Source organism: Pseudomonas sp. NY8896 (assembly GCF_039634505.1).
Genome location: NZ_CP132350.1, coordinates 5,495,664 through 5,514,635, shown reverse-complemented (window position 1 = coordinate 5,514,635; position 18,972 = coordinate 5,495,664). Strand labels below are relative to the sequence as shown.

The window sequence follows — 18,972 nt, the reverse complement described above, 5'->3', positions numbered from 1 at the left end:
TCGATCGCGGGGCTTGTCATTTCAGCTGGCCAGTCTTACTGCTGGGCCTGACTCACCGTACGCGGTGCCACCGGCTGGTTGTCGTTGGAGATGGTCACCTCCACCCGACGGTTTTGCGCCCGCCCCGAGTTGCTGCCGTTGTCCGCTACCGGGTACTCCTTGCCATAACCCTGGGACACGATGCGTGCAGGGTCCACGCCGGCGCGCACCAGTGCCATGCGCACGGAGCCTGCGCGGCGTTCGGACAGGCTCTGGTTGTAGTTGGCCGAGCCGACACTGTCGGTGTAGCCCTCGACAATCACCTTGCGCTCCGGGTTCTCCTGGAGGAACTGGGCCAGCTTGGTGATGTTCGGGTAGGCGTTGCTCTTGAGTTCGGCTTTGTTGAAGTCGAACAGCACGTCGCCGAAGGTCACCAGCGTACCGCGGTCGGTCTGCTTGGCATTGAGGCTGTCCTGCAGCTTGGCGATCTGCGCGTCGCGGGCATCCAGCTTGGCCTGGGCACGCTGGGCCGAGGCATTTTTCAGCTCGCCTTCGGCGGTGCGCAGGGCAATGGTCTGTTTCGCCACTTCAATACGTTGGTTGGTCAGGTAGGCGAGCTGGTCGACCTGCTTCTGGTCTTCACGGTCCATGTAGGCCTTGTCGGCCTTGTTCAGCCAGTCCTGGGCGTCCTTGGTCTCCAGGGCCGCGACCTTGCTCGATTGCGGGTCGCTCTGCAGCGAGGAGAAATTGGTGCGGGCCGCTTCCAGGTTGGCATTCGGGTCGTGCGAGCAGGCAGCGAGACCGACGCTCAGGGCCAGCAGGGCGGGAATCATGACGTGTTTGCGCATAGTGTTCATCCTTTGATCGTGTGCGAAGGCTAAGGTTGGCGGGGCAGGGCTCACTGAGCGCTGCGCAGGCCTTCCTCACGTACGTCCTGAATGCCCTGGCGGGCATCCTGCACGGCCTTCTGGGCCTTGGCCGCCTGGGCCTTGCGTTCGGCGAGGCGTGCGTCCCACTCGGCCTGTTGGGCCAGGCGCTTGGCCTCGTCGTACTTCTTGTCATGCATGGCGATCTCGGCCTGCTTGAACTTGTCCTGGGCCGCTTTCATTTCCACGGCGGCAAACTCGGTACCGCCAGCACTGACGGCGGAGTTCACAGCAGACTGGGTAACGGCATACTGCTCGGTGGGTGGGTTGCCCGCACAGCCGGCCAGGACCAGGCTACTGCCGAGGGCCAGCGCGGCCAGCTTGAACCCGCGCACATGAGTGGATGACAGTTTGCGGGTGCGGGTCTTCATGATGGTCAGCTCCATTGGATCACTCCTGATAACGACGATGTCCGTAGCAGTCCATCGCTCAATCCCTGACAAAACCGCGCGCTTCAGCTCAACGGTGCACGAGGGCAGTGTGCAGGGTTTTAGCGTGATGGCTATTGGCTCCGACTCGACCGTTTTTCGAATGGTTCAGAAAAAAATGCGCTGCGAGCGGATTTTTTTCTGACTGATTGGTCAGCGAGGATTTGCTGGAACTTTCTCGGCCGAGGGCGGTATTCCGGGCCTTTCAGGGGCCCGGAACATGGAGGGCAGGCTATTTTTCGTTATCGACGGCAGTGTTGCTCAAGCTGTGCAGGTGCTGGCGCGACAGGGTGAGAAAGCGTGGAGTAGGGCCGACATCCTCGTACAGCGGGTCGCCTTCTTCATCGGTGGCGATGACCTGCCGGCCCTGCACATAGGGGAAGCTGGCTTCAAGTTCTTCGAGGGCGGCGGCGACCAGTTCGCCGAGCAGTTCTTCGGCGGTGCGCTTGGGGTACATGTCGATCAGCGCGGCCAGGCGCGCCTCGGACTCCAGGTCCAGATGCAAGACATGCCCTGTGCGACTGAGCGTGCCAGCGGCATTCTGTTCCCAGTGCTGGGCGAGTTCACGGATTTTCATGATGACCTCTGTTTACGCCTGCTAAGGCTGCATGGCATGGGAGTGCTGTGCTTTCACTTTAGTTTGCTTTGACCGATCACGGCTTGCCATGGCTGCGCGGCAAGGGGCACTCTTTGACAGAGCTGTGTACAGGAGTGCGCCAGAGCCGCGCCAAAGAGAGGGCCAATGACCGATATCGATGTGCGTTTGCGTGAAGATGTCCATGTGTTGGGTGAACTGCTTGGCGAAACCATTCGCCAGCAGCACGGTGATGCGTTCCTGCAGAAGATCGAGGACATTCGCCACAGTGCCAAGGCCGACCGCCGTGGCCCCGGTGAGCAACTGAGCTCGACCCTGGCGGACCTTGCCGAAGACGACCTGTTGCCTGTGGCCAGGGCCTTCAACCAGTTCCTCAACCTGGCCAACATGGCCGAACAGTACCAGTTGATCCGCCGCCGCGACGCCGATCAGCCCGAGCCTTTCGAAGCGCGGGTGTTGCCTGAGTTGCTGGCGCGTCTGAAGCAGGCTGGCCACAGCAACGATGCCTTGGCCCGACAACTGGCCAAGCTCGACATCCAATTGGTGCTCACCGCTCACCCCACCGAGGTAGCCCGCCGCACGCTGATCCAGAAATACGACGCCATTGCAGGTCAACTGGCCGCGCAGGACCACCGCGACCTGAGCCCGGCCGAGCGCCAGCAGGTTCGCGAACGCCTGCGCCGGCTGATCGCCGAAGCCTGGCACACCGAAGAAATCCGCCGCACCCGCCCCACGCCGGTAGACGAAGCCAAGTGGGGCTTCGCAGTGATCGAGCATTCGCTGTGGCACGCCATCCCCAGCCATCTGCGCAAGGTCGACAAGGCCCTGCTGGAGGCCACTGGCCTGCGCCTGCCGCTGGAGGCCGCGCCAATCCGCTTTGCCTCGTGGATGGGCGGTGACCGTGATGGCAACCCCAACGTGACCGCTGCCGTCACCCGCGAAGTGCTGCTGTTGGCGCGCTGGATGGCCGCCGACCTGTTCTTGCGCGACATCGATGCATTGGCTGCGGAGCTGTCGATGCAGCAGGCCAACGACGCCCTGCGCGAACGGGTCGGCGACAGTGCCGAGCCTTACCGCGCCGTGCTCAAGCAACTGCGCGACCGCTTGCGGGCGACACGAGCCTGGGCGCACTCGGCCCTGGCCAGCAACCAGCCGGCCGGTGCCGAGGTGCTGGTGGATAACCGCGACCTGATCGCGCCGCTGGAGCTGTGCTACCAGTCGCTGCATGATTGCGGCATGGGTGTGATCGCCGAGGGGCCGCTGCTCGACTGCCTGCGCCGCGCCGTTACCTTCGGCCTGTTCCTGGGCCGCCTGGACGTGCGCCAGGACGCTGCCCGCCACCGTGATGCGCTGACCGAGATCACCGATTACCTGGGCCTGGGGCGTTATGCCGATTGGGACGAAGAGCAGCGAATCGGGTTCCTCCAGGCCGAGCTGAAAAACCGCCGGCCGCTGTTACCTGCGCATTTCAAACCGCAGGCGGATACCGCCGAAGTGCTGGCCACTTGCAGAGAAGTCGCCGCCGCGCCGGCTGCCTCGCTGGGCTCGTATGTCATCTCCATGGCGGGTGCCGCCTCGGATGTGCTGGCCGTGCAACTGCTGCTCAAGGAAGCTGGCCTGACTCGCCCCATGCGCGTGGTGCCGCTGTTCGAAACCCTGGCCGACCTCGACAACGCCGGCCCGGTGATGCAGCGCCTGCTCGGCCTGCCGGGCTATCGCGCCGGCCTGCGTGGCCCGCAGGAAGTGATGATCGGTTACTCGGACTCGGCCAAGGACGCTGGCACCACCGCCGCTGCCTGGGCACAGTACCGTGCCCAGGAAAACCTGGTGCGAATCTGCGCCGAGCATCAGGTCGAGCTGCTGCTGTTCCACGGCCGTGGCGGCACCGTTGGGCGCGGCGGTGGCCCGGCGCATGCGGCGATTCTGTCGCAGCCACCGGGTTCGGTGGCGGGGCGTTTTCGCACTACCGAGCAGGGCGAAATGATCCGTTTCAAGTTCGGCTTGCCGGGTATCGCCGAACAAAACCTCAACCTGTACCTGGCGGCCGTACTCGAAGCCACACTACTGCCACCTCCGCCACCGCAGCCGGCTTGGCGCGAGTTGATGGACCAGTTGGCCGCCGATGGTGTGAAGGCTTACCGCAGCGTGGTGCGGGAGAACCCCGATTTCGTCGAGTACTTCCGCCAGTCGACGCCAGAACAGGAGCTGGGGCGCCTGCCGCTGGGCAGCCGCCCGGCCAAGCGCCGCGCCGGGGGCATCGAAAGCCTGCGGGCCATCCCATGGATCTTCGGCTGGACCCAGACCCGGCTGATGTTGCCGGCCTGGCTGGGCTGGGAGACCGCACTGAGCAACGCCTTGGCCCGTGGCCAGGGTGAGTTGCTGGCGCAGATGCGCGAGCAGTGGCCGTTCTTCCGCACCCGCATCGATATGTTGGAAATGGTGCTGGCCAAGGCCGATGCGCAAATTGCCGAGGCCTACGACGAACGTCTAGTGCAACCGCACTTGCTTCCTTTAGGTGCGCACCTGCGCGACCTATTGTCGCAGTCGTGCCAGGTGGTGCTGGGCCTGACCGGGCAGCCGGTGCTACTGGCGCACAGCCCCGAGACGCTGGAATTCATCAGCCTGCGCAATACCTACCTGGACCCACTGCACCGCCTGCAGGCCGAGTTGCTGGCTCGCTCGCGCAGCCGCGAAGCCGCTCTGGACAGCCCGTTGGAGCAGGCCTTGCTGGTGACCGTGGCGGGTATTGCCGCCGGGTTGCGCAACACCGGCTGAGGGCATGCCCGGGCCATGCCTGGCGAGTGCCGAGCAGGCCCGGCACAAGGACGGGGAGGGTGGTTGCGCCGGGCGCAACCGCCAGTCTGCTGAGCCGCAAGTGGCGCATTCCTGCAACTTTGGGACGCTTGTCTGGCTGCCGAGCGCTGTGTATCTTGAGCAGCCTTCTGACCGATTTATGGTCATACCCGATTTTCCGGACTTGGCCCTGGTTGCCGAATCCATTGAATTTCATAAAAAAATTTGAGGAGCACGAGATGCGCGTAATTCTGCTGGGAGCTCCCGGGGCCGGTAAAGGTACTCAGGCAAAGTTCATCACCGAAAAGTTCGGTATCCCTCAGATCTCCACCGGTGACATGCTGCGTGCCGCCGTCAAGGCCGGCACCCCGCTGGGCCTGGAACTGAAGAAAGTCATGGATGCCGGCCAGCTGGTTTCCGACGAGTTGATCATCAGCCTGGTCAAGGAGCGCATCGCCCAGCCTGATTGCGCCAACGGCTGCCTGTTCGATGGCTTCCCACGCACCATCCCGCAAGCCGAAGCCATGGTGGCTGCTGGTGTCGACATCGACGCCGTGGTCGAAATTGCCGTGGATGACGAAGAAATCGTCGGCCGCATGGCTGGCCGCCGTGTGCACCTGGCCTCGGGCCGCACCTACCACATTCAGTACAACCCGCCGAAAGTGGAAGGCAAGGACGACGTCACTGGCGAAGACCTGATCCAGCGCGACGACGACAAGGAAGAAACCGTTCGCCATCGCCTGTCGGTCTACCACACCCAGACCAAGCCGCTGGTGGACTTCTACCAGAAGCTGTCGGCCGCCAATGCTGGCAAGCCGAAGTACAGCCACATCGAAGGTGTCGGTTCGGTCGACGCCATCACTGCCAAGGTCCTGGCAGCCCTGAGCTGATCCTGGATTGACGCACATCGACAACGGCCCGCTTGCGGGCCGTTGTCGTTTATACTGCCGCTCTTTTCATTCGCACCTGGATACCCGTTCGATGACCACCCTGCTGGCCCTGGATACCGCCACCGAAGCCTGTTCCGTCGCGCTGCTGCATGACGGCAAGGTAACCAGCCATTACGAGGTGATCCCGCGCATGCATGCCCAGAAGCTGCTGCCGATGATCAAGCAACTGCTGGCCGAATCTGGCGTGGCATTGAATGCGTTGGATGCCATTGCCTTCGGCCGTGGCCCAGGTGCGTTCACCGGTGTGCGCATCGCCATCGGCGTGGTCCAGGGCCTGGCCTTTGCCCTCGAGCGCCCGGTGCTGCCGGTGTCCAACCTGGCCGCACTGGCCCAGGGTGCGTTGCGCGAGCAGGGCGTGCAGCAGGTGGCGGCTGCCATTGATGCGCGCATGGATGAAGTGTACTGGGGCTGCTACCAGGCTACGGCGGGCGAAATGCGCCTGGTCGGCCGTGAGGCGGTATTGCCGCCTGAGCAGGTGGCTCTGCCGGCGGGCAGCAATGGCGAGTGGTTCGGTGCCGGCACCGGGTGGGGCTACGCAGAGCGGCTGGCGGTGCAGGTGGCGGCCAGCAACCCTGGCGCGTTGCCCAATGCCCTGGACGTGCTCAGCCTGGCGACCTTTGCCTGGGCACGTGGCGAGGCAATCGTCGCCGAGCAGGCGCAACCGGTGTATCTGCGCGATAATGTAGCTACGCCCAAGAAGCACTGAGTGCTGTTCGTCGGTTATCGCCGATCACGCTAAAACCTTTTGTGCGATCTGTGGTCCAGTTATCACTCAAGCATTAGCGACGGAACTCTGATGCTGCTAAATTGCCATCATTGGTCCTGAGTGCTCATGCCATGCGTATCGACGGTTTCTCCTCGCAGTCCTATCCGGTCAAGCGCGCCCCGCGCAAGGCAGCGGTGCGTGACGAGGCCATCGACGATGCCGAGGTGGTCGAGGAGGCCGAAACCGCCCCGCAGGAAGCCACCGCCCGCCGCCGCAGCGGTGGCCTGCCAGCCCGCCAGCAGGACATGGTCTTCCCCCGCGCCCGTGACCGCCGCACTGCCACCGCGCTGGCCAGCTACCTGAGCACCGCCGGTTTTAACGACTGGGACATGGAAGTACTGGGGCTCGACCTGTACATTTAGTGGATGAGTCCATCCCCACTGCCTTACTTTCTCGGTTGCCCGTCATGGAGCGAAAACGCCTGGCGCGACTACCTGTACCCCGCCGACGCCAGCAGCAATGAAATGCTTGGCTTCTACAGCCAGGTGTTCAACGCCGTCGAAGGCAACACCACCTTCTACGCACGCCCCGCCCCCGGCACCATTGCCCGCTGGGCGCAGGTGATGCCCGCGCACTTTCGCTTTACCGCCAAGTTTCCAAGGGACGTCAGCCACGAGGGCGACCTGCGCGATCAGCTTGAGCCTGCCTTCGATTTCACCCGGCTGATGGCCCCGCTGGGCCAGCGCGTATCGCCCTACTGGCTGCAGCTTCCGGCTCAGTTCGGCCCTGCACGCCTGGGCGAGCTATGCCACTTCCTCGATGAAATTGCCGTGCCAGTGGCGGTGGAAGTGCGCAACCAGGCCTTTTTCGCCAAGGGGGAGGAAGAGCGGCTGCTCAACCGCTTGCTGCACGAACGTGGCGTCGAACGTATCTGCCTTGACCCGCGTGCGCTGTTCAGTTGCACCTCCCGCGACCCTGCCGTGCTGCATGCGCAGTCCAAGAAGCCCAAGGTGCCGCCACGGCCGGCCGCCTTCAGCCAGCATCCGCAGGTGCGCTTCATTGGCCATCCCGAACTGCAGGCCAACGAAACCTTCCTTACGCCCTGGGTAGACAAGGTTGCTGGCTGGATCGAGGAGGGCCGCAACCCGTACATCTTCCTGCACACATCGGACAACCGCTTGGCAGCCGCCTTGGCTCAGCGCTTTCACCAGCGGCTGATGGCACGCCTGCCGGGCCTTGCACCTTTGCCGGAATTGCCCCGCGCGCCCGAGGTCGAACAACTGGGGCTACTCTGACCTTTCCCTGACTGCCGGAGGTTGAACCATGGACGTGCAAACCCTGAGAGCCGAAGCTTTCAAGGCGCTACACGCGCGCGAAGGCGCGTTCGTCATCCCCAACCCGTGGGATGCCGGCTCTGCCAAGTTGCTCGCCAGCCTGGGGTTCGAAGCGCTGGCCACCACCAGTGCGGGCCTGGCCTTCAGCCTGGGTCGGCCAGACGCCGAAGGCGCCTTGAGCCTGGACGATACCCTGGACAATGCCGGCGAGATCGTCGATGCCACCGCGTTGCCGGTGGCCGCCGATCTGGAGAACGGCTTTGGCGACTTGCCTGAAACCTGTGCCCAGACCATCCTGCGTGCTGCCGAAGTCGGCCTGGTCGGTGGCTCCATCGAAGATGCCAGTGGCCGCAGTGATGCGCCCATCTACGATTTAGGGTTGGCCGTGGAGCGTGTGCGCGCCGCTGTGCAGGCGGCGCGTAGCCTGCCATTCCCGTTCACCTTGTGCGCCAGGGCAGAAAACCTGCTGCACGGCCGCATGGACCTGGACGACACCATCCTGCGTCTGCAAGCCTATGCCGAGGCCGGCGCCGATGTGCTGTACGCCCCCGGCCTGCGCACGGTGGAAGAAGTGCGCGCGGTGGTGCAAGCCGTCGCACCGCGCCCGGTGAATGTGCTGATGGGCATGGCGGGCGTGCCGCTGAGCGTGAACCAGTTGCAGGACCTGGGGGTGCGCCGTATCAGTGTTGGTTCGTCGCTGGCCCGTGCTGCACTCGGGGCCTTGCACCGGGCCGCGCTGGAAATTCGTGATGAGGGCACGTTCGGCTATGGTGAGCAGGCACTGCCGTTCGCTCAGCTCAACGACCTGTTTCGCCGCTGATGAGGGCAGTGCTGGCGCTGTTGGCCGGCCTGCTGCTATTGGCGGGCCTGGCCTGGCACCTCGGCTGGCGCCTGCCTGGCGCATGGAACCCGTGGGCGCCGCTGGACGTGCGCCAGCCGCCCAACCTGCTGACGCCGTACAAGCTTTCGCGCTTGCGCGATGACCCGGCGTTGTGCCGTCAAGCGCTTGAAACCAGCCAACTGCGCTACCGGGCACAAGCTGACAGTCAGGCTTCGGCCGACTGCCCGCTGCAAAATATCTGGCGCATTGACGGCGGCCAGGCGCGGCTCAGCAGCAGCTTCCTGGCCAGTTGCCCGTTGGCGGTGGCCTATGCGCTGTTCGAGAAGCATGGGTTGCAACCGGTGGCGCAGCGGTTACTGGGCCAACCCGTGGCGCAAGTCGATCACCTGGGCAGCTTTGCCTGCCGCAATGTCTACCACCGCAAGCAAGGCCGCTTGAGCCAGCACGCGACGGCCAATGCGCTGGATATAAGCGGTTTCCGCTTGCAGGACGGTCAGCGCATCGTGCTGGCGCGTGACTGGCAGGCGGGTGGGCAGAGGGCGGAGTTCTTGCGTCAGGTGCAGCAGGCGGCTTGCAAGAGTTTCAGCACGGTGCTTGGCCCGGACTACAACGCCGCGCACCGTAATCACTATCACATGGACATGGGGCGCTGGCAGATCTGCCGTTAGCCTCAGGCGTGAACGCGCACATTGTTCAGCACCACCGGGCGCGCCCAGTGCATGTCGAACTCCAGGTCGTTCTGCTGCTTGGCCAGGGTGGCATGGTCGAACGGCTCGGGTGCTGGGTCCAGCAGGTTGGTCTCGAACTCGGCGATGGGCAGGAACAGCGAGCGCGGAGCAGGGCCTGGGCCGGGCTCGGCAAGCGGTTGGCCCTGGTTCATCACGACGGGGCGCAGCCAGCTGTTGTTGATGTCCAGCTGGCGTTGCTGCTCGATCAGCTCGATGGCGCTGAACGGCTCGGGGGCCGGTGGCAGCAACTTGGCTTCAAGCTCTGCCTTGGGCAGGAACAGCGGTTCGGGTGGTGCCACCACGGTGTCTTGCACCGGGCAGGCGCGCTGGGCGTCGATCATGGCCAGCGCACGCGCACCGCCGACGGGTTCGCCGCTGTGCTGGTCGTATTGCGCGAACGACTGGCTGACGCTGTCTACCGGCTCTTCCTGTTGCTCGGCCATGGCCCGGGCAAAAAAATCCTGCCACAGGTGGCTGACGCCCCCGAGTGCCTGGGTGTTGTGCTGACTGTAGTTGCCGACTGGCGACAAATAGGTCAAGCCGATGGGAAGAGTATCTGACATGGCAGTCGCGCGCGTTGTGCTCTGGCAGAATAGCGGGATATTGCCTGTATCGGCTGTGACGGCCGATACATTAATGGCGGGGTTCAATTTTCAGGTGTATGTGATGGAAGAGCAGGGCACAGGTATCCGGGTCGAGGCGTTGTCGGCTGAATTTGCGGCGCAAGCCGCTGCGTGGGCTGAGCGCCTGGAGCTGCCGCTGCACGACGAGGCCGCTGATTTCGCCGTGCAGGTTGGCGCTGATGGCTTGCAGATTCAACAGTTGGGGCCCCAGGCGCCTGGGCCGGTGCGGGTGGACTTCGTTGAAGGCCAGGCCGCGCACCGGCGCCAGTTTGGCGGTGGCAACGGGCAAATGATCGCCAAGGCCGTGGGCATTGCCCAAGGCGTGCGGCCACAAGTGCTGGACGCCACGGCGGGGCTGGGCAAGGACGCGTTCGTACTGGCCAGCCTGGGCTGCCAGATGACCCTGATCGAACGCCAGCCGCTGATTGCCGCGCTGCTGGAGGATGGCCTGGCACGGGCTCGCGCGGATGAAGAAGTGGGGGCGATCGTCGGGCGCATGCGCCTGCTGACCGGCAACGCCATCGAGCGCATGCGCGCCTGGGAAGGCGAGCCACCACAGGTGATCTACCTCGACCCGATGTTCCCGCACCGGGACAAGAGTGCGCTGGTGAAAAAAGAAATGCGCGTATTCCGGCCGTTGGTGGGTGATGACCTGGATGCCCCGGCCCTGCTCGAAGCAGCCTTGGCGCTGGCCAGCCACCGGGTGGTGGTGAAGCGCCCGCGCAAGGCGCCGATCATCGACGGGCCGAAGCCCAGCCATAGCCTGGAAGGCAAGTCGAGCCGGTATGACATTTACCCGAAGAAAGCGCTGAAAGCCTGATTCCTGAAATCTGACCGGCAAGCGCGGTCGTTGTAGGAGCGGCCTTGTGTCGCGAAAGGGCTGCAACGCAGCCCCAGGATTTTGGCGCTCACGCGAAAATTGCCGGGGCCGCTTTGCGGCCCTTTCGCGACACAAGGCCGCTCCTACAGTGATTGCATCGCCTGACAGCTTTACGTTCTACCTGTGGGGGCCGGCTTGCCAGCGATAGGCTCAGTACAGTCAGCCTGCTGCCTCAGGGTTTGAATGCCCGCAAGAACACCCCTACCACCTCGCGCACATGCGCCTCGGCTTCATCCCCTTCCAGTGGTGCTGCGCACCCCAGTAGCAAGCGGTAATCCGGGGCACCCTTGACCAGGCAGAAAAAGTGCTCCGCCGCTCGCAACGGGTTGTCGACGCGCAGCAGCCCGCGCTCATGTGCGCCGCGCAGCAGCGCTTCCATCCCGGCCAGCACACGCTTGGGTCCGGCTTCGTAGAAGTACTCGCCAAAACTCGGGTCCAGGCTGCCCTGGGCCATGATCAGGCGGCTGAGCTTGACCGCCTCGTCACTGCTGATCAGCGCCTGGAAGCCACGGGCAATGGTCAGCAGCACTTCGTCCACCGGTGCCCCCTCGGGGTACTCGAACAGCAGGTCTGGCAGCTGGATCTGGCAGGTGGCCATGACCGCCGAGCAGAACAGGGTCTGCTTGTCGGTGAAGTGGCTGTACACGGTAAGTTTTGAAACACCTGCCGCCGCAGCGACCGCATCCATGCTGGTGTTGGCGTAGCCAAGGCTGAGGAACAGCGTCTTGGCCGCTTCGAGAATCGCCTCGCGCTTGGCCAGGTCCTTGGGCCGGCCCGGGCCGATGGGTGCGTCGTTGGACATTGTGGTCTGCATCTGGTTGAAGAATCACCATCTTAACGGGTCAAGCGCGATCCGGCTAAAACCCGGTCACATTGCCTGCTGTCCGCCAGCCGACAGTTGATCGACAGTGATGTCGTCGTTCAGGCACCAGGTTGTTGTGTTTTTAAATAAATTACTGATTTATAAGCATTATTTTGTTGGCATGAATCGTGTTGATAGAGCATCAAGGGTGCCTGACAAGGGTGCCGAGCCTATTGAACAGGAGTCCCCATGCCACGTGAAATTCGTTTGAACGCCTTCGAGATGAACTGTGTCGGCCATCAGTCGCCCGGCCTGTGGCGCCACCCCAAGGACCGCGCTTGGCAATACAAGGACCTGGACTACTGGACCGACCTGGCCAAGCTGCTGGAACGCGGCAAGTTCGACGGTGTGTTCATCGCCGACGTGATCGGCATCTACGATGTGCTGGGCGGCAATGGCGACGCGGCCATCCGTCAGGCGGCCCAGGTGCCGGTGAACGACCCCTTGGCCCTGATCACCCCGATGGCACTGGTGACCGAGCACCTTGGTTTCGGCCTGACCGCCTCGCTCACCTTCGAGCACCCGTACCCGTTCGCCCGTCGGTTATCGACCCTGGATCACCTGACCAAGGGCCGCATCGGCTGGAACATCGTCACGTCTTACCTCGACAGCGGTGCACGCAACCTGGGACAGAAGGCGCTGAGCGACCATGATGCTCGCTACGACTACGCCGACGAGTACCTGGAGGTGCTGTACAAGCTGTTCGAGGGCAGCTGGGAGGACGGTGCGGTGGTGCGCGACCGCGAGACCGGCCTGTTCACCGACCCGCGCAAAGTCCACGAGATCCGTCATCAGGGCAAGCACTTCCAGGTTCCGGGCATACACCTGTGCGAACCGTCCCCGCAACGCACTCCCGTGCTGTATCAGGCAGGGGCGTCCAGCCGTGGTAAAAACTTCGCCGCGGGCCACGCCGAGTGCGTGTTCGTCGCCGCGCCCTCCAAGGTCATCCTGAAAAAGACCGTGGCCGACATTCGTCGCCGGGCCGCCGAGGCAGGGCGCGATCCGCGCAAGGTGCTGATCTTCAACATGCAGACGGTGATAGTCGACGAAACCGACGCCAAGGCCCAAGCCAAATGGCAGGAGTTGAAAAGCTACGCCAGCTACGAAGGCGCCCTGGCGCTGATTTCAGGCTGGACCGGCATCGACTTCAGCGAGTACCAGCCCGATCAGGTGCTGGAGCATATCCACACCAATGCCATCCAATCGGCTGTGGAGGCGTTTTCCACCGCCGACCCGAACAAGCAGTGGACGGTGCAGGAACTGGCCGACTGGGTCGGCATTGGCGGCTTTGGCCCGCTGATCGTCGGCAGTGCGCAAACTGTGGCGGATGAACTGCAGGCCTGGGTCGAAGAAACCGATGTCGATGGCTTCAACCTGACCTATGCCCTGGCCCACGAAACCTTCCGCGATGTGGTCGAGCTGCTGGTGCCCGAGCTGCAGCAACGTGGCGCCTACAAGACCGAGTACCGCCCCGGCACCCTGCGCGAGAAACTGTTCGGCGACGGCCCACGGCTGCCGGCCAGCCACCCGGCCGCTGGCTACCGCGACCTTGCCCGTCAAGCCGAACCTGTCTGAAATACCCGGGGCTGCGCAGCAGCCCCAGTCGATGACTCAGGACTGCTTGGCACCCCCACCAATCTGCCATACATACGGTGGTTCGGTACCGTTCACCTGCCAGTCGCCGATAATCCGCTCCTTGTAGATCACCGGGTTGTGTGAAGCCGCCGTGCGGGCGTTGCGCCAGTGGCGGTCGAGCTGGCGGCTGGTGCTGGTGGTGGAAGCGCCCAAGGCATTGAACAGGTCGCTGGTGGCGCGCAGTACCAGATCGATGGTGGCCACTTGCGCCTGGGCCGATTCCAGCTCGGCAACCACATTGGCCTGCTGCTCAGCGGCCGAATCATTGGCGAAGCGTGCCAGGTAGGCCTGCTGGATGGCCTCGGCGGCACGCAGGGTCGCAGCTTCGGCGGCATACACCTGGCCCGAGGCCTTGCCGATCACTTGCAGCACCTGTGGGTCCTGGCTGACGGCAGCACCGTTGCCATGGCTGAATACCCGTGTGCGCTTGCTGGTTTCCTGGCCGAAGTCGCGCACGGCTGCACGCCCGGAGCCGGTGATCACCGCCAGCAGCACCAGTTGGTAGAACGCGGTCTGGTATTTGAAACGGGTGGCGAAATCGATGATGTTCTCTTCCTCGACCACGGCATTTTCAAACACCGAAGTACCGCTGCCGGTGGTGCGCTGGCCGAAGCCGTCCCAATCATCGTTCTGGCGGATACCGGGCTGCTGAGTGCGGATGGCAGCGATTACATCGGCGCCGGTGTCCTCGCGCCGGGCGAACAGGTCGATCCAGTCGGAGAACAGGCTGCCAGTGCTGTAGTACTTGGTGCCGTTGACTACCCACTGCTCACCCAGGCGCGAAACGCGGGTGATGACATCGCCAATCTTCACTGCGCCGATCTCGGTCCAGGCACAACCCACCAGGTCACCGGCGACAAAACGCTGGAACCAGACATCCTGCGGTGCGCTGGCGTGGGCATTGAGGCGGTCTTCGACGAAGGCGAAATGGCCGCGCAGGGCCTGGGGCACGTTGGAGTCGGCTTCGGCCAGCTCGATCAGCAACTGGAACAACTGCGGCAAGGATGCCCCGCCACCGCCATGCTTGATCGGCACGCGCACGGCGCCAAAGCCGGCCTCCTTCAGCCACTGGATAGGTGCATGGGGCAAGGTACGGTTGCGCTCGCGCTCCACGCTGCTATCGGCAATGCGGGTGAAGATGGGCCTGAAGCGTGCGGCAAGCGTGGCGTAGTCGGTGCCGTTGGCGGGGACGGGCAGGTGTTGTTCGAGGGCAGTCATCGGAATACTCCAGGTACATGAAGGAGGGGTATGTACCCGGTGATTGCACAGGTCGTGCCGAGCGCTGAAACGCACGGGGGCCGGGGTTTGCGGCGTGTTTCGCAGTTTGCGGGCTGTGGCGGGACAGGGCAAGTTGTTGATTGGCTGTGGGCCGAACAACAGCGGGTAGCGGTTGGAAAAGCGCCAGGATTTCTTTGTAACGCTGGCTTCACGCCATCGCTCGGCTGACTTAATATACCCGCCAGTACAAATATTCGAAGTGCCCACCGCGAAAGGATTCATCATGTTGCGCCATGCCTTGTCCATCGCCTTGCCCGCCGCCGCCGTGCTGTTTCTGGCGGCGTGCGGCCAGGAAGCCGCCCCACCTGCCGCGCCCCGCCCGGCGCTGGTGGTGCAGCCGCAGCCGGCCGCAGCCGCTGCCGACAGTTACCCCGGTGAAGTGCGTGCGCGCTTCGAGCCGGAGCTGGCTTTCCGCATTGGCGGCAAGGTCAGCAAGCGCTTGGTCGAAGAGGGCCAGCGGGTCAAGGCCGACCAGCCGCTGGCCGAACTGGACCCGCAAGACGTGCGCTTGCAATTGGAAGCCAACCGCGCCCAGATGGCGGCCGCCGAGGCCAACCTGTCGCTGGTGCGTGCCGAGCGCGACCGCTACCAGAAGCTGCTGGAGCGGCAGATGGTCAGCCACTCGCAGTACGACAATGCCGAAAACCTCTACCGTGCAGGCCTTGCCCGCTTGAAGCAGGCCAAGGCCGAGTTCGACGTGGCCGGCAACCAGGCCGAGTACGCCGTGCTGCGTGCGCCACAGGCCGGGGTGATTGCCAAGCGCCAGGTTGAAGTGGGCCAGGTGGTCGCCGCCGGGCAGACCGTGTTCACCCTCGCCGCCGATGGCGAGCGGGAAGTGGCCATCGGCCTGCCGGAGCAGCAGTTCGCCCGCTTTGCCGTGGGCCAACCGGTAAGCGTGGAGCTGTGGTCGCACCCGCAGGAGCGTTTCCAGGGGCGCATCCGCGAGCTGTCACCGGCTGCCGACCCGCGTTCGCGCACCTTCGCGGCGCGTATCGCCTTTGCCACGGCGGCCACACCGGCCGAGCTGGGCCAGAGCGCCCGGGTGTTCATTGCCCATGAAGGCCAGATCCCGCTGGCGGTACCGCTGTCGGCTGTGACGGCGGAAAACGGCCAGGCCTACGTGTGGCGGGTGAACAAGGACAGCCGCCTGGAGCGGGCAGTGGTGCGCTTGGGCGCCTACGGCAGCGACAGCGTACCGGTGCTCGAGGGCCTTGCCCCCGGCGACTGGGTGGTTGCCGCCGGTGGCCATGTACTGCGCGAGGGCCAGGCGGTACGGCCTGTGGACCGCAGCAACCGTGTAGTGAACCTGACGGCCAAGGAGTAAGTCCCGATGGGTTTCAACCTTTCTGCCTGGGCGCTGCGCAACCGCCAGATCGTCCTGTTCCTGATGATTTTGCTGGCGGCCATTGGCGCCATGTCCTACACCAAGCTCGGCCAGAGCGAGGATCCGCCGTTCACCTTCAAGGCCATGGTCATTCGCACCCTGTGGCCCGGCGCCACCGCCGAAGAAGTGTCGCGCCAGGTGACCGAGCGTATTGAGAAGAAGCTGATGGAAACCGGCGAGTACGAGAAGATTGTCTCGTTCTCCCGCCCCGGCGAATCGCAGGTCACCTTCATGGCCCGCGACTCGTTGCATTCCAAGGACATCCCCGAGCTGTGGTACCAGATCCGCAAGAAGGTCGCGGACATCCGCCACACCTTGCCGCCGGAAATCCAGGGCCCGTTCTTCAACGATGAATTCGGCACCACCTTCGGCAATATCTATGCGTTGACTGGCGAGGGCTTCGACTATGCGGTGCTCAAGGACTACGCCGACCGTATCCAGATCCAGCTGCAACGGGTCAAGGACGTGGGCAAGGTCGAGCTGATCGGCCTGCAGGACGAGAAAGTCTGGATCGAGCTGTCCAACCTCAAGCTGGCCACCTTGGGCGTGCCGCTGGAAGCCGTGCAGAAGGCGTTGCAAGAGCAGAACGCGGTGAGCACCGCCGGCTTCTTCGAGACGCCCAGCGAGCGCCTGCAGCTGCGCGTGAGCGGGCGATTCGACAGCGTCGAGCAGATCCGCCAGTTCCCTATTCGCGTGGGTGACCGCACCTTCCGCATCGGCGATGTGGCCGAGGTGCACCGTGGCTTCAACGACCCGCCCGCGCCGCGCATGCGCTTCATGGGCGAGGATGCCATTGGCCTGGCGGTGTCGATGAAAGACGGCGGCGATATCCTGGTACTGGGCAAGGCCCTGGAAGGTGAGTTCGAACGCCTGGCGCACAACCTGCCGGCCGGTATGGAGCTGCGCAAGGTCTCGGACCAGCCGGCGGCGGTGAAGGCCGGCGTGGGGGAGTTCGTCCAGGTGTTGGCCGAGGCGCTGGTCATCGTGCTGCTGGTGAGTTTCTTCTCGCTGGGCCTGCGCACCGGCCTGGTGGTGGCGCTGGCCATCCCGCTGGTGCTGGCCATGACCTTTGCCGCCATGCATTACTTTGGCATCGGCCTGCACAAGATCTCCCTCGGTGCGCTGGTGCTGGCCCTGGGCCTGCTGGTGGACGATGCGATCATTGCCGTGGAGATGATGGCGATCAAGATGGAGCAGGGCTACGACCGCCTTAAAGCGGCCAGTTATGCCTGGACCAGCACGGCCTTCCCGATGCTCACCGGCACCCTGATCACGGCGGCAGGTTTTCTGCCGATTGCCACGGCGGCCTCCAGCACCGGCGAATACACCCGGTCGATCTTCCAGGTGGTCACTATTGCGTTGCTGGCCTCGTGGGTGGCGGCCGTGGTGTTCGTGCCGTACCTGGGCGAGCGCCTGCTGCCAGACCTGGCCAAGCTGCATGCCGCGCGCCACGGCAAGGACGGCCACGCGCCAGACCCTTACGCCACGCCGTTCTACCAGCGTGTGCGGCGGGTGGTGGAGTGGTGTGTACGGCGGCGCAAGACGGTGATTCTGCTGACCGTTGCCGCCTTTGTCGGCAGCATCGTGCTGTTCCGCTTTGTGCCCCAGCAGTTTTTCCCGGCATCCGGGCGCCCGGAGTTGATGGTTGACCTGAAGCTGGCCGAAGGCGCTTCGCTGGCCAATACCGCAGAGCGGGTCAAGCAGTTGGAGGCGCTGCTCAAGCAGCAGGACGGCATCGACAATTATGTGGCCTATGTGGGCACCGGTTCACCGCGCTTCTACCTGCCGCTGGACCAGCAACTGCCGGCAGCCAGCTTTGCCCAGTTCGTGGTGCTGGCCAAGTCGATGGAAGACCGCGAGCGCCTGCGCAGCTGGCTGATCGACACCGTGGACCAGCAGTTCCCAGACTTGCGTGCCCGGGTCACGCGCCTGGAAAACGGCCCACCCGTGGGCTACCCAGTGCAGTTCCGGGTCACCGGCGAACACATCGAGAAGGCCCGTGCCTTGGCCAGGGAAGTGGCTGACAAGGTGCGTGAGAACCCGCATGTGGTGAACGTGCATCTGGATTGGGAGGAGCCGAGCAAGGCCGTGTTCCTTGAAATCGACCAGGACCGTGCCCGCGCCCTGGGCGTGAGTACCGCGCACCTGGCGAGCTTCCTGCAGAGTTCGCTGATCGGCAGCACGGTCAGTCAGTACCGCGAGGACAATGAGCTGATCGAGATCCTGCTGCGCGGCACCCTGCAGGAACGCAGCGAACTGGGCAACCTCGGCAGCCTGGCGCTGCCCACCGACAACGGCCAGAGCGTGGCCCTGTCGCAGGTAGCGACCCTGCAGTACGGCTTTGAAGAAGGCATTATCTGGCACCGCAACCGCTTGCCGACGGTGACCGTGCGCGCCGATATCTACGACAAGGAGCAGCCGGCCACACTGGTGAAACAGATTCTGCCGACCCTGCAGGACATCCGTGCCAAGCTGCCCGATGGTTACCTGCTGGAAGTGGGTGGCACGGTTGAAGACGCCGAGCGTGGGCAGAAGTCGGTGAACGCCGGCATGCCGTTGTTCGTGGTGGTGGTGCTAAGCCTGCTGATGATCCAGTTGCGCAGCTTCTCGCGCACGGTGATGGTGTTCCTCACCGCGCCGCTGGGGCTGATTGGCGTGACCCTGTTCCTGCTGGTGTTCCGCCAGCCGTTCGGCTTTGTCGCCATGCTCGGCACCATTGCCCTGGCGGGGATGATCATGCGCAACTCGGTGATCCTGGTGGACCAGATCGAGCAGGACATCGCGGCGGGGATGGAGCGTTGGCAGGCGATCATCGAGGCCACGGTGCGGCGCTTCCGGCCAATCGTGCTGACCGCGTTGGCGGCGGTGCTGGCGATGATCCCGTTGTCGCGCAGTGTGTTCTACGGGCCGATGGCGGTGGCGATCATGGGCGGTTTGATCGTGGCCACGGTGCTGACGCTGTTGTTCCTGCCGGCGTTGTATGCGGCGTGGTTCAGGGTGAAAAAGGGCTGAAGGCGCGGGGGAGGGCAT

General features: G+C 64.2%; 17 protein-coding genes. 11 read left to right on the top strand and 6 right to left on the bottom strand.

Going from position 1 to position 18,972, the window contains the following annotated elements:
* Positions 1–35: 35 nt before the first annotated feature.
* From Q9451_RS24850 to Q9451_RS24840, 3 genes are all read right to left on the bottom strand, one after another.
* Positions 36–827, bottom strand: coding sequence for an OmpA family protein (locus tag Q9451_RS24850; RefSeq protein WP_012270796.1), 792 nt, complete (start codon positions 825–827; stop codon positions 36–38).
* Between the two features lie 50 nt (positions 828–877).
* Positions 878–1,291 (bottom strand): DUF4398 domain-containing protein, encoded by a 414-nt coding sequence (locus tag Q9451_RS24845; protein ID WP_012270797.1) that lies wholly within the window; start codon positions 1,289–1,291, stop codon positions 878–880.
* Between the two features lie 274 nt (positions 1,292–1,565).
* Positions 1,566–1,910, bottom strand: a complete 345-nt coding sequence (locus tag Q9451_RS24840) for a hypothetical protein (protein WP_012270798.1) — start codon at positions 1,908–1,910, stop codon at positions 1,566–1,568.
* Positions 1,911–2,075: 165 nt separating this feature from the next.
* Between Q9451_RS24840 and ppc the strand changes: the two genes are divergently transcribed.
* The 7 genes from ppc to Q9451_RS24805 all read left to right on the top strand — a co-directional run bounded on the left by ppc (position 2,076) and on the right by Q9451_RS24805 (position 9,220).
* Positions 2,076–4,703: a phosphoenolpyruvate carboxylase gene (gene ppc / locus Q9451_RS24835; protein ID WP_012270799.1), complete on the top strand. Its 2,628-nt coding sequence runs from the start codon at positions 2,076–2,078 to the stop codon at positions 4,701–4,703.
* A gap of 257 nt (positions 4,704–4,960) precedes the next feature.
* Positions 4,961–5,611, top strand: coding sequence for an adenylate kinase (adk, locus tag Q9451_RS24830; RefSeq protein WP_012270800.1), 651 nt, complete (start codon positions 4,961–4,963; stop codon positions 5,609–5,611).
* Positions 5,612–5,702: 91 nt separating this feature from the next.
* Positions 5,703–6,377 carry a tRNA (adenosine(37)-N6)-threonylcarbamoyltransferase complex dimerization subunit type 1 TsaB gene (tsaB, locus tag Q9451_RS24825; RefSeq protein WP_012270801.1) on the top strand — a complete coding sequence of 225 codons (675 nt, stop codon included), beginning with the start codon at positions 5,703–5,705 and terminating at the stop codon, positions 6,375–6,377.
* A gap of 131 nt (positions 6,378–6,508) precedes the next feature.
* Positions 6,509–6,799, top strand: coding sequence for a hypothetical protein (locus tag Q9451_RS24820; RefSeq protein ID WP_012270802.1), 291 nt, complete (start codon positions 6,509–6,511; stop codon positions 6,797–6,799).
* A gap of 3 nt (positions 6,800–6,802) precedes the next feature.
* Complete coding sequence (locus Q9451_RS24815) at positions 6,803–7,672, top strand: DUF72 domain-containing protein (RefSeq protein WP_012270803.1); 870 nt, start codon at positions 6,803–6,805, stop codon at positions 7,670–7,672.
* Positions 7,673–7,700: 28 nt separating this feature from the next.
* Positions 7,701–8,531, top strand: coding sequence for an isocitrate lyase/phosphoenolpyruvate mutase family protein (locus Q9451_RS24810; RefSeq protein WP_012270804.1), 831 nt, complete (start codon positions 7,701–7,703; stop codon positions 8,529–8,531).
* Positions 8,531–9,220 carry an extensin family protein gene (locus Q9451_RS24805; protein ID WP_012270805.1) on the top strand — a complete coding sequence of 230 codons (690 nt, stop codon included), beginning with the start codon at positions 8,531–8,533 and terminating at the stop codon, positions 9,218–9,220. Before Q9451_RS24810 ends, Q9451_RS24805 begins: the two co-directional genes overlap by 1 nt.
* Positions 9,221–9,222: 2 nt before the next feature.
* Here Q9451_RS24805 and Q9451_RS24800 read toward each other — a convergent pair whose 3' ends face one another.
* The gene (locus tag Q9451_RS24800; RefSeq protein WP_012270806.1) at positions 9,223–9,843 is read right to left on the bottom strand and encodes a hypothetical protein; all 621 of its coding nucleotides are present in this window, start codon (positions 9,841–9,843) and stop codon (positions 9,223–9,225) included.
* A 103-nt stretch (positions 9,844–9,946) separates the two neighbouring features.
* On the opposite strand from Q9451_RS24800, the gene Q9451_RS24795 reads away from it, so the two are divergent.
* The gene (locus Q9451_RS24795; protein WP_012270807.1) at positions 9,947–10,723 is read left to right on the top strand and encodes a class I SAM-dependent methyltransferase; all 777 of its coding nucleotides are present in this window, start codon (positions 9,947–9,949) and stop codon (positions 10,721–10,723) included.
* Between the two features lie 232 nt (positions 10,724–10,955).
* Here Q9451_RS24795 and Q9451_RS24790 read toward each other — a convergent pair whose 3' ends face one another.
* The gene (locus Q9451_RS24790) at positions 10,956–11,597 is read right to left on the bottom strand and encodes a TetR/AcrR family transcriptional regulator (protein WP_012270808.1); all 642 of its coding nucleotides are present in this window, start codon (positions 11,595–11,597) and stop codon (positions 10,956–10,958) included.
* A 237-nt stretch (positions 11,598–11,834) separates the two neighbouring features.
* Here Q9451_RS24790 and Q9451_RS24785 point away from each other — a divergent pair, with 237 nt between their 5' ends.
* A complete protein-coding gene (locus tag Q9451_RS24785; protein ID WP_012270809.1) occupies positions 11,835–13,220 on the top strand; it encodes an LLM class flavin-dependent oxidoreductase in 1,386 nt (461 codons plus the stop codon).
* Positions 13,221–13,256: 36 nt separating this feature from the next.
* Here the strand turns inward: Q9451_RS24785 and Q9451_RS24780 are convergent, their stop codons facing one another.
* Positions 13,257–14,498 carry an acyl-CoA dehydrogenase family protein gene (locus Q9451_RS24780; protein ID WP_012270810.1) on the bottom strand — a complete coding sequence of 414 codons (1,242 nt, stop codon included), beginning with the start codon at positions 14,496–14,498 and terminating at the stop codon, positions 13,257–13,259.
* Between the two features lie 283 nt (positions 14,499–14,781).
* Here Q9451_RS24780 and Q9451_RS24775 point away from each other — a divergent pair, with 283 nt between their 5' ends.
* Together Q9451_RS24775 and Q9451_RS24770 are read left to right on the top strand one after the other, a co-directional pair.
* Positions 14,782–15,882 carry an efflux RND transporter periplasmic adaptor subunit gene (locus Q9451_RS24775; RefSeq protein WP_012270811.1) on the top strand — a complete coding sequence of 367 codons (1,101 nt, stop codon included), beginning with the start codon at positions 14,782–14,784 and terminating at the stop codon, positions 15,880–15,882.
* 6 nt (positions 15,883–15,888) lie between these two features.
* A complete protein-coding gene (locus tag Q9451_RS24770) occupies positions 15,889–18,954 on the top strand; it encodes an efflux RND transporter permease subunit (RefSeq protein WP_012270812.1) in 3,066 nt (1,021 codons plus the stop codon).
* The last annotated feature ends 18 nt before the right edge of the window (positions 18,955–18,972 follow it).